Below are 12,276 nucleotides of genomic sequence, written 5' to 3'. Positions count from 1 at the left end.
GAGATGTGCTCTCTCGCGACAACTATTATATTCTATCAAACTCACTCCCTTCTGTCAAGAATAAACTGTCCTTTTTTCTGTTTTTTTTCGCCTTCGTTCGGAAAACCCCGCCGTTGTCACGTTCTTCTATCTATTTTTTTTTTGCTTTATTCTTGTTTTTTCTATTTTATGGTACTATTAGCACATGGAAGAAAAAATTTATCAACTAAATATAGAAGATATTAGTAAAAACCCTTATCAACCACGTAGAAATTTTGATAGTGATAAATTAAATGAATTATCGCACTCTATAGAAGTTAATGGTGTACTTCAACCTATTATTGTTCGTAAAAGTAATCTCTTTGGCTACGAGCTTCTTGCTGGAGAACGACGTTTACGTGCATCAAAGCTGGCAAATCTTGATAAGATTCCAGCGATTATTCGTTCTTATTCTGATAATGACATGATGGTGCTTTCTATTTTAGAAAACTTACAACGCGATGATATGAGTCCATTAGACGAAGCTGAAAGCATCAAGAAAATTATAGAGAAAAGTTCAATGACTCATGATGAAGTCGCTAAGCATCTCGGCAAATCTCGCTCTTACATTTCTAATCTCCTGCGAATTTTGAAACTTCCTCAAGAAATACTTCTTCTATTAGAAGAAAAAAAAATTAGTTTGGCTCACGCTCGGACACTTCTTGCTGAAGAAAATAAAGAAAAGCAAGTTTTCTTAGCTCACAAGACCATTCAAGAAAAACTTAATGTCCGTCAACTTGAAGATCTTATTTACCAAAAAGATTCAAATAAAAAAATCAGTAACAAAAAAAGTATTAAAAAAAGTATTTATATAGTAGAAAAGGAAAAAGAACTTACAAAATGTTTAGGTATAAGTAATAAAATTTCATATAATGAAAAGCTTCAAAAGGGAAAACTTGAATTGTACTTTGAAAGTCTAGAAAAACTCGAAGAACTACTGAATAAACTCACAAAAAATTCACAGTAAATTTACTGTGGATTTTTTTATCCCAAGGTTTACTCACAAAAATATTGTTTTCCTTTTTTGTGGAAAACTTTAGAAACGCTTGTTATAGCCTTTAGCTTTTGTGGAAAACTTTTCCTCTCTCCACATTATCCACAGTTTTGGGGATATTTATCCACTTCTGTGGAAAACTTTATTTTTTTTTCAACAGCGGTGGATAAATAGTTATCAACATGATATAATAGGTTCTACTTAATTTTAATATATTAGAGGAAAAATATGGCTCTCCAAAAAGAAAAAAAAGAATTTTGGACGAGAGTAAAAGAATTAGCGAAAAAAAATATCAAACCGCAGTCTTATGATTTCTTCATTGAGCCTGCTCAACTGTTAGAAATTGAAAATGATATAGCAACCATTATCGTGGGGGCTAAATTTCATAAAGATTTTTGGCGGAGTCAGGAAGGACTAATTAGTACAGCCGGGTTTGAAATTTTTGATCGACCAATTCGTTTCAATTTACTTTCAGAAGAAGAGGTTTCAGAAAAGATTGAACAAGAAGTCAATGAGCCAGACGGGCTTGATAAAGCACCCGCTCTAGCAACTCCAGACTTCACGCGCTTGAATCCAAAATACATTTTTGATAATTACATTCAAGGTGAAGGTAATAAATGGGCAAAAGCCGCTGCTTTTGCCGTCGCCGATAAACCTGGTGATGTCTATAATCCACTCTTTATTTACGGTGGGTCTGGACTTGGTAAAACACATTTGATGCATGCGATAGGGAATGAAATCCTGAAGGACAATCCGCATTCTAAGGTTAAATATGTATCTGCAGAAACTTTTGTCAATGATTATGTCAATGCAACACGTAAAGGGCAGATGGCAAAATTTGAAGAAACATATCGTAACTTAGATATACTTCTTCTTGATGATGTTCAATTCTTTAGTGATAAAGAAGGTACCCAAAACGAATTTTTCAATACCTTCAATACTCTTCATGATCGTGGTGCTCAAATCGTCCTTACTTCAGACCGTATACCGCAAGAACTTAATAAACTTGAAGAACGTTTAGTGACTCGTTTTTCATGGGGATTGACGACCGACATCACGGCACCTGACTATGAGACACGTATGGCTATTCTCCAGACTAAATCTGAGAGCAGTAACTTAGAGTTCCCTCAAGAAACTCTAAGTTATATTGCTGGCCAAATTGATTCAAATGTCCGTGAACTTGAAGGTGCACTTAATCGTGTAGAGTTTGTTGCAAAAACGAACAATCAAACAGTAGTCAACATTGATACTGCTAGTGAAGCACTACGTTCTCTTAAAAGTAATACGCAGCAACCTTTGTCGAATTTGACAGTCAAAAAAATCCAAGACGAGGTTGCAAAATACTATCATGTGTCAACAGCTGATCTTATTGGGCCCAAACGTCCAAAAGAAATTGCCTTTCCAAGACAAATTGCAATGTATTTAATTCGAGAATTGTTAGCGCTCAGTCTTCCAGCTATTGGTAATGAATTTGGTGGGCGTGATCACACGACGGTCATGTATGCGCACAAGCAAATAACAGAAAAAATGAAGAATGATATTGATGTACAAAAAGACATTGATGCCATCAAGCGACTGTTTCAATAAAACATGGCCTGTGGAAAACTTCAAAAGATTTCCCTGAGTTATCCTCTATTTATACACAGTGGAAAACTTAATAAAGTTCATGTTTTAGCGCTTATCCCCATACTCACAAGACCTACTACTATTACTAATATATTTATATAAATAAATAAAGAAAAGGACTATCATGATAAAATTTTCAATTAACAAAGTAGCTTTTCAAAATGCACTAAAAATTACCAAACAAGCAATTGGTTCTAAAGTTACTATTCCTGCCTTAACGAAATTAAAAATTACAGTTACAGCTGAAGGAATCACACTAACAGGTTCTAATGGACAAATTTCAATTGAGAACTTTTTACCAGCCACTGATAAAGATGCTGGAATGAATATTTCTGGTACCGGCAGTATCTTATTGGAAGCTTCTTTCTTTGAAAGTGTAGTTAGCCAAATGCCAGAACTTACTTTAGAATTTGAAGAATTAGAACAAAAGCAAGTATTACTTACTTCTGGTAAATCAGAAATTACCTTAAAAGGACAAGATGCAGAAATTTATCCACGTATTCAAGAAATTTCACAAGAAAATCCTCTTAAAATTAATGTTGGTTTTTTGAAAGAAATTTTTACAGAAACAGTGTTTGCTGTAAGTACGCAAGAAAGTCGTCCTATTTTTACTGGGGTTCATTTGGTCTTATCAGATAAGAAAAATCTCAAAGCTGTTGCGACTGACTCACATCGTATGAGCCAACGCTTACTTGCTCTTGAGAATGATGGTTCTGATTTTGATGTCGTTCTTCCTAGTAAGTCTATCCAAAGTTTCAAAAATGTCTTTACTAATGATGAGGAAGATTTGGATATTTCTTTGGCGAATAATCAAATTCTCTTCCGTAACGAGCGTATCAGCTACTACAGCCGTCTAATTGAAGGAACTTATCCTGATACGAATCGTTTAATTCCTAATGAAGCTGACTATAGCTTAAACTTAGTCTTTGATGTTGCTGCCTTACGTCGTACAATGGAGCGTGCACGTCTCTTATCAAATGCAACAGCAAATGGTACCGTTAAACTTACTGTTTCAGGTGATTCAGTAATTACAACAGCTAATTCTCCTGAAGTGGGAAGTGTTCATGAAGAGTTGACAGCAATTGAAAAAACTGGTGAGGATATTGCAATCAGCTTTAACCCACAATATCTGATTGATGCGCTTCGTGTTATAAAAGAACCAGAAGTTCGTATTCGTTTCATTTCAAACGTTCGTCCTTTTACACTTCTTCCTAAAAATGATACAGACAGTTTCGTACAGCTTATTACACCTGTCAGAACAAACTAAAAAATGTTAGAATAGACTTAACGAAAGTGAGGTCTATTTTTTTATGGAAATCATTTATACTGAAATTACACAAGATCTAACTCAATTTCTTTTGGAGCGTGCTCAACAGGCATTGAAAGAAGAGAAAAAAGTTTATTATATTGTTCCATCTTCAATGTCTTTTGAAAAAGAAAAGGAAATTTTAGAGCGTATTTCATTAGGTGCAGATACAGCCGTTTTTGACCTCTTAGTCACGCGTTTCAAACAGCTTCCGTATTATTTTGATCGTAAAGAAAAAAATACAAATGAAAAAGTCGAACTCAGTCAGTCTGGATTGAGTATGCTTTTTCGTAAAGTTTTGAAGTCTTTTACTAAAGAAGAATTGCCGCTTTATCATAGTTTACAAACTTCACCATCTTTTCTTGAAATGTTGGTAAACTTGCGTGCAGAATTAGTTACTGCGAATTTGACATATGAAGATTTACCAGAAAGTCCCAAAAATGCGGAGTTATCAGCAATTTTGGGACGTTTCGAAGATGAATTAAATCTCTCTTATGCTAATTTTTCAGAGTTTCAAGATTTTATACAAAGTATAAATGAGGGAAAATTTAATCAGGTGTTACATAATGTGGTAATCATTATTGATGGGTATACGCGGTTTACTGCTGAAGAGGAAAGCTTTATTTCTGCCCTTCATTCCGCAGGTTCAGAAATCATCATTGGGACCTATGCTCGTTCATCAGACTATAAGTTGACAGATTTTTCTTTGTCGATTTACACGAATGCTCTAGAGATGATTCAACGTTTTCGCAATAAGTTTTCTGCTCAAATCTCTTCTGTTTCGAATACAAAACCAGATAAAGTATATGATAAGTTGACACGTTTGATTGAACTGGAAACTAATTTTCTTCAAAAAAGAGAAAATATTGAATTGGAGACTAAGGATAAAGCTCATTTTGAAATCTGGGAATCAGAAAACCAGATGGCAGAAATCGAAGCCGTTGCTAAAGATATCAGCCAAAAGATAGCTCAAGGCGCTTTATTTAAAGACTTTACGGTATTGGTTGGTGATGTGGGAGCTTACGCAATACCAGTTCAAGAAATCTTTGATTTGTATGAGATTCCTTTTTTCTATGCTCAGGAAGAAGCAATGAGTCAGCATCCCTTGATTATTTTCTTAGAAAGTCTTTATGCAATAAAAAAGAACAATTATCGTACTAATGATGTGGTCAATCTCCTTAAAAGCAAGGTTTACAGCGGTGTAAACTTTAGCCAAGATACCTTAGATTACTTTGAATACTATGTGAACAAGTATAAAATTCGAGGCAGAAAGAAATTTGCCACTGCTTTTGAAGAAAGTGAATTTTTAGAATTAGAGCAGGTTGAAACTTTAAGAGAAGAGATGCTTGGTGAAGCCTCAGCTCTCCAAAAGTTTTTGATAGGTAGTTCAGAAAAAACGGGATCCAAATGGCTTGAACAATTTCAACTTTTTCTCCAAGAAGGTAATGTTCTTGAGAATATGAATCTCCTTTACAATCAAGCCGAAGCTGAAGAAAATCACGTCTTGGCAGATAAATACGAACAGGTTTGGAAATTACTGCTTTCTAACTTAAAAGAGTTTCAGGCTATTTTTGCTGAGCAAAAGATGAAAGTACTCGAATTTCTTGAGTTGATTTTAGCGGGGCTGAAAGGTGCGAAATATCGTCAAATTCCTGCAAATGTTGATGTTGTCAATATAAAAGACTATGAACTGGTGGAAGCAAGAACCAATAAGTACATCTATGCTATTGGTCTGACAATGGCTAACTTTCCCAAAATCAAGAAAAATTCAAGCTTGCTTTCGGATGAAGAACGTGCAACTATTAACCAAAATGTATCGCATGATGATTTTCGTTTTATTGAACAATTAAATGTGACGAACTCTAGTAAAAATACCTTTACAAGTGTCTCTTTAGTCAATGCAGCAACAGAAAAACTTGTACTTTCTACACCTCAAATTTATGCGAATGTGCAAGATGATAGCTCGGCATTATTGCAGTTATTTATTGAACATACAAAAGCAGGAGAAAGTGTTAAACGTGAAGTCTCTTCAGTTAATCTCATGGAAACTGTAACGCATATAGGAAATACACGTTCCCTCATTGCAAATATCGGGAAAATTGAACATCTCCTTGCTCAAGAGGAGAATGATGGAATTGAAGATAAACGGAGTTTTTGGTCTAGTTTATTCCGGATTCTTATTAAAGAAAATACGGACTTTCAACGTCTGATTTACAATCTTGATCAAGACATAGCACCTGTCCCCTTGACTCCCGAGACTGTAAAAGAAATTTACAGTGATAAAATTCATGCTTCTGTCAGTAGTTTTGAACGTTTTTACAACTGTGAATATCAATATTTTTTAGAACAAACTTTGGGATTAGAAAGTTTTGAAAATATTGATTTGAATTCAAAAGTTGTGGGCAATTTCTTCCATGAAGTTTTTGAAAAGCTTCTAGACCAAGCGAACTTGACGAGCGAAAATTTTGACAACCACCTGGAAAGTGTTTTACATGAGGTTGACACTTCCTATGCTCGTTATTTCACGCAAGATGCAACTGCTCAATTTACGTGGGCCAATCTTGGAGAAATCGTCAAGCAAACTGCAGTTGTTTTGAAAAAAGGCTTGGAAAATGATCAGATGAAGACTTTAGCAACTGAGAGTGCTTTTGGTTTGCCGAAAAGTGAACTGGGTAATTTTGCTATAGACAAGATTAATTTACGTGGAAGGATTGACAGAATAGATCAATTTTTTGATGAGAGTATTGGTGCTATTGATTATAAATCTAGTCAACATAAATTTGATCTTGCCTCGGCCTATGATGGAACAAGTTTACAGTTTCTCACTTATTTAGATGTCCTCAAGCAAATGAATGCTGATCAAAAGCTTTGGGGCGCTCTTTATTTGCAGTTAAAAAACGAAAGCATCAACCTTTCTGATGTAGATTATTTAGGAGAAATAGCTGAATTATTAGCGAAAAAAATGCGCTATGAAGGCCTTATCCTCGAAGAGTATAAGGATAAAGTAAATCAAGAAATTGATGTTGTCAATATTAATCGAAATAACGTCTACAGTGAAGAGGAGTTTGAAAGTCTTATCAAGCTCAACGAAAGTCATTATGCTCGTGCAGGAGAACGACTGCTTGAAGGAGAAATAGCGATTAATCCTGTGATGACTAAAGAAGGTATCGATAAATCTGGTAACGTACATGGTTGCCGCTATTGTCCTTTAAAATCAATTTGTCGTTTTGAAGCAAGCCGCCATATGAATGATTATGCCCGTGAAGTTGGTCAAAAAAGTCGTAAAGAGATTCTTGAAGAGTTGAAAGGAGGTCCAGTAAATGACTGAAGTAAAATTCACACCTGAACAGGAAGAAGCAATACATAGTCAGGGACATAATATACTTGTTTCAGCAAGTGCCGGATCAGGAAAGACCTTTGTCATGGCAAACCGAATTGTTGAAAAAATAAAAAATGGTATTGATATTGAAAGCTTATTCATTTCAACTTTTACTAAAAAAGCAGCGGCAGAACTACGTATGCGTTTAGAAAAAGATTTAAAAAAAGCAAGTTATACATCACAAGATAGTGGAGAAAAACAGCGGATTAAACTGGCGCTACAAAAGCTGCCTCATGCAGATATTGGCACAATGGATAGCTTTACACAGAAACTTTTGCGAGAAAATTTTAATCGCGTAGATATTGATCCTAATTTTAGAATTCTAGCAGATCAGACAGAAAGCGATCTCTTGAAACAAGAAGTTTTTGATGAACTTATTGAGCAGTACCTTTCAGAGCAGCCAGAAATCAAAGAAACAGCAAAAATAGATAAAAAAACCTTTGAAAAATTGGTGAAAAATTTTTCAAGAGATCGAAATATTAAAGGTTTTCAGAGTGTGGTTTACACGGTTTACAGATTTGCTTCAGCAACAGAAAATCCTGAAAACTGGTTAAATAATGAATTTCTTAAAGGGTTTGAGTTTTATCAAAGATTCTCTGATTTACCTGAATCATTTTCTGAAGATGTACTTTTACAACTTAAAAATTTTATTTTAGATTTACAAAAAGCGCTGACAGAAAAAAATCTTACGGGGAAAACTTTAGAAAAAGCACAGATTGTAGTGGATAATCAAGAATATCTTCTTGGCAGTTTAACTCGAAGAGACTATCTTCAATTTACGGAGATTTTCCGTTCTCTTGACTTCTCACGTTGGTCATTAAAGAAAGATGAAATTTTAGCAGAAAGTTTTAAGTCTGTGATAGGAACTAAGACGGATCCAGGACTTGTACGAAATTTTTTAGAAAAAATAAAACATTTGTCAACGATTGAAAAATACCAACCTGAAGCAAAAGTATTAGCTGAAAATCTTCAAAAATTTGTTCTATATTTTTATAATGTTTATCTCGAGCGTAAACGTTCGGAAAATGCATTTGAATATTCGGATATTGCGCATTTTGCGATTAAAATACTAGAAGAAAATTCAGATGTCGCAACGGCTTATCGCAATAAATATAGTGAGATAATGATTGACGAGTATCAAGATACTAGCCATGTCCAAGAGGCAATGTTACGCTTGTTGAGTAAAAACGGTGATGGCACGGATAATCTTTTCATGGTTGGTGATATCAAGCAATCAATCTATGGCTTTCGTTTGGCAGATCCTAGTCTTTTTCTTAAAAAATATACGGCATACGCTGATGAAGAAAACCCAAATCAACTCATTCGTCTCAAAGAAAATTTTCGTTCGCGTGGTGAGGTTCTCTCCTTCACAAATGAGGTATTTAAACATTTGATGGATGAAGAAGTGGGAGAAATGATTTATGGTGAAGAGGAAGAATTAGTCCAAGGAAATCTTGTGGATTATCCGCAACAGCTTGATGAAAACTTTTACCCCCAACTCCTTCTTTATGAAGAAGAAGCTTTGGAAGATGAGTCAGAACAAATGAGTGACGGTGAAATAAAAATCGTTGCCCAAAAGATTAAAGAGTTAATAGCATCTGATGAAAATTTAGAATATAAAGATATTGCTCTTTTGGTGCGTTCAAAAACCCAAAATAATAAAATTGAAGATATCTTGAAAGCTTACGATATTCCTGTAGTTTTGGATGAAGGACGCGTTGATTTTTTAAAATCTCTCGAAGTAACCTTAATTTTAGATGTCTTGCGTGCGATAGACAATCCGCTGTATGATATCCCTTTGGTAGCTACCTTACGCTCACCAATGTTTAATTTTACAGAGGATGAGCTTACAAGGATTAGTTTGAACGCTGGCTCTGACACTCGTTTTTGGCAGAAATTGCAGCTTAGCGATGGTCAGCTGATCAATAAGGCACTTAAAGCAAAGATTAATTCCTTTCTGGAGAGGTTTACATCTTGGCGTAAACTTGTAAACGAAGTCAGTATTCATGAACTTCTGTGGAAGATTTATACAGAAACTTACTACATGGACTATGTTGGGGCCTTACCGAATGGTGAATTGCGTCAAGCAAATCTACATGCTCTATCAATAAGAGCTGAATCCTATGAAAGTGCGGGTTATAAGGGGTTATTCCGATTCATCAAAATGATCGATAAATTTATGGAACAAAACAACGACCTTGCTTCTGTGAATATTAAGTTGCCGCAAAATGCGGTAAGAGTAATGACTTTTCATAAGTCCAAAGGGTTAGAATTTGATGTTGTCTTTCTCATGAATTTACAAACTAAGTTCAACCAGAAAGATCTAAGAGATTCGGTGATACTTACCCGGGAAAATGGCTTAGGAATGAAATATACAGCTGATTTAAAAAATGAAGCAGCTGTAGAGACAGAATTCCCCTATGCCTTAGTTAAAATGGAAACCTTACCGTATCTTGTCAATAAGGATTTGAAGCGAAATGCAATGCTTTCAGAAGAAATGCGAGTTCTTTATGTCGCCTTTACAAGAGCGAAGAAAAAACTCTATATGGTCGGTAAAATCAAACCAAAAGATCTGGAAAAATATGGGGAAGCGAAATTAGAAAAAGGCATTTTACCTCTTAAATATCGTCAAGCTGCGAATGGCTTTCAACATTGGTTGTTAGCTCTTCAAAAAGCACATAAGTTACCGATGAATTTTAAAGTAATCAAGGCGGCTGACTTACAAGGAATTGATAAAAAATTTACAGTTTATCCTGACTTTAAAAAACTATCAGAAGATGCGAAAAAATTTGATAAAATAATGGACAGTTTATCCGATGTAAAACAAGCGCGTGCCATATTAGATTATCAATATCCAAAGCTAGCAGCAACGAAGCTATCAAGCATTCAAACTCCCAGTCAAGTTAAAAAAAGAAGTTATGAAAAGCAGTTAGAGTTGGGAAATGTTTTACCATCAAGTGAGTATGAACGTGTAAAACAGTTGGAGATGTTGGATTTTGGTCAACACAAAATTACTGCTGCCGAAATAGGTTCCGCGACCCATAGCTTTATGCAGTATGCAGATTTTTCACGGCCAAACTTATTCGATTTCCAGCAAACATTGGATCAAATGAATCTTGTGGATGAAGTGAAAAATAAAATTGATTTGCCTAAAATTCTGACCTTATTTGACACAGATTTTGGTAAATTGCTGGTTGAGAATGTTGATCGTACAACCAAGGAAGCACCTTTTTCTATGTTGAAAACAGATGAAGTTGCACAAGAACAATACATTGTTCGGGGAATATGTGATGGCTTTATAAAATTTGAAGATAAAATCATCTTGTTTGATTATAAGACGGATTATTTCAGCAATACTGCACAGATTGTTGAAATCAAGAAGAACTATGAAGTTCAGATGGAACTTTATGCAGATGCTTTAAGAAAGGCCTACCATGTCAACCAAGTTGACAAGTATTTGATTTTATTAGGAGGGCCTCGAAAAGTTATTGTAGAAAGGATTTAAAATGTTAGAGTATCAATTAGGATCAATTGTTGAAATGAAGAAACCACATGCTTGTACAATCAAATCAACGGGGAAAAAAGCAAACAGTTGGGAAATAATTCGTATGGGTGCAGATATCAAAATCCGATGTACGAATTGTGATCATGTCGTTATGATGAACCGTAATGATTTCAATAAAAAAATAAAAAAAGTTGTGACAAAGTAGTCACACTTTTTTTAAATCCTTTAAAACACCTGATAAATTATGCTTTTTTGTCTTTTTTCGGGATTTACGGTATAATTGGATGAATATAAAATTTGACGGAGAAATGAATAAATATGGCTTTAACAGCAGGTATTGTCGGCCTTCCTAATGTCGGAAAATCTACTCTTTTTAATGCAATCACAAAAGCGGGTGCTGAAGCAGCAAACTATCCTTTTGCCACCATCGAACCTAATGTAGGTATGGTTGAAGTTCCCGATGAACGCTTGACTAAAATCACAGAATTGATTAAACCTAAAAAAACTGTACCTACAACTTTTGAATTTACAGATATTGCAGGTATTGTAAAAGGTGCCTCTAAAGGTGAAGGTTTAGGAAATAAGTTCCTTGCTAATATTCGCGAAGTTGATGCAATCGTACACGTGGTTCGTGCTTTTGATGATGAAAATGTTATGCGTGAGAATAACCGTGAGGATTCTTTTGTTGATCCATTAGCCGACATCGAAACGATCAATTTAGAATTGATTTTGGCCGATTTGGAATCTGTAAACAAACGCTATGCGCGTGTTGAGAAAGTTGCGCGTACAGTTAAGGACAAAGATGCAGTAGCAGAATTCAATGTTTTGTCTAAAATCAAGCCTGTTTTGGAAGATGGAAAATCTGCGCGTACAGTAGAATTTGACGAGGAAGAACAAAAGGTTGTGAAACAGCTCTTCTTGCTCACTACAAAACCTGTACTCTATGTTGCTAATGTGGGAGAAGATGAAGTAAGTACTCCGGATGACATTGAGTATGTGAAACAAATTCGTGAATTTGCAGCGACTGAAAATGCCGAAGTCGTCGTTATTTCAGCACGTGCTGAAGAAGAGATTGCAGAACTTGACGATGAGGACAAAGCAGAGTTTCTTGAAGCACTTGGTTTAGAAGAATCTGGTGTTGATAAATTAACAAAAGCTGCTTATCACTTACTGGGACTTGCAACATATTTTACAGCTGGTGAAAAAGAAGTACGTGCTTGGACCTTCAAACGTGGCATGAAAGCACCTCAATTGGCAGGCGTCATTCATAGTGACTTTGAAAAAGGATTTATTCGCGCTGTTACCATGTCTTATGACGATTTGATGAAATATGGCAGTGAAAAGGCCGTTAAAGAAGCCGGGCGTTTACGTGAAGAGGGTAAAGAATATGTTGGACAAGATGGCGATATCATGGAATTCCGCTTTAATGTTTAAGGTTCTACCCCTAA

Annotated in this window: 7 protein-coding genes; all 7 read left to right on the top strand. The window is 35.2% G+C overall.

Annotated elements, in window-relative coordinates; genetic code table 11:
* Positions 1-184 precede the first annotated feature (184 nt).
* Entirely contained in the window at positions 185-985 is an 801-nt protein-coding gene (locus KJS37_RS03435; protein WP_213495906.1) for a ParB/RepB/Spo0J family partition protein, read from the top strand.
* Positions 986-1,240: 255 nt separating this feature from the next.
* Positions 1,241-2,599: a chromosomal replication initiator protein DnaA gene (dnaA, locus tag KJS37_RS03430; RefSeq protein WP_017370087.1), complete on the top strand. Its 1,359-nt coding sequence runs from the start codon at positions 1,241-1,243 to the stop codon at positions 2,597-2,599.
* Positions 2,600-2,762: 163 nt separating this feature from the next.
* The gene (dnaN, locus tag KJS37_RS03425; protein ID WP_096368904.1) at positions 2,763-3,905 is read left to right on the top strand and encodes a DNA polymerase III subunit beta; all 1,143 of its coding nucleotides are present in this window, start codon (positions 2,763-2,765) and stop codon (positions 3,903-3,905) included.
* A 43-nt stretch (positions 3,906-3,948) separates the two neighbouring features.
* Positions 3,949-7,272, top strand: coding sequence for an ATP-dependent nuclease subunit B (rexB, locus tag KJS37_RS03420; protein ID WP_213495904.1), 3,324 nt, complete (start codon positions 3,949-3,951; stop codon positions 7,270-7,272).
* The gene (gene addA, locus KJS37_RS03415) at positions 7,265-10,828 is read left to right on the top strand and encodes a helicase-exonuclease AddAB subunit AddA (protein WP_213495902.1); all 3,564 of its coding nucleotides are present in this window, start codon (positions 7,265-7,267) and stop codon (positions 10,826-10,828) included. The genes rexB and addA overlap by 8 nt, the downstream gene beginning before the upstream one ends.
* A 1-nt stretch (position 10,829) precedes the next feature.
* A complete protein-coding gene (locus KJS37_RS03410; protein WP_017370091.1) occupies positions 10,830-11,033 on the top strand; it encodes a DUF951 domain-containing protein in 204 nt (67 codons plus the stop codon).
* Positions 11,034-11,146: 113 nt separating this feature from the next.
* The gene (ychF, locus tag KJS37_RS03405; RefSeq protein ID WP_017370092.1) at positions 11,147-12,262 is read left to right on the top strand and encodes a redox-regulated ATPase YchF; all 1,116 of its coding nucleotides are present in this window, start codon (positions 11,147-11,149) and stop codon (positions 12,260-12,262) included.
* The last annotated feature ends 14 nt before the right edge of the window (positions 12,263-12,276 follow it).

Source organism: Lactococcus formosensis (genome assembly GCF_018403745.1).
Taxonomy (GTDB): Bacteria; Bacillota; Bacilli; order Lactobacillales; family Streptococcaceae; genus Lactococcus; species Lactococcus formosensis.
Note: the sequence above shows the minus strand (reverse complement) of the source record. Positions and strands in the feature narration are given on the sequence as shown.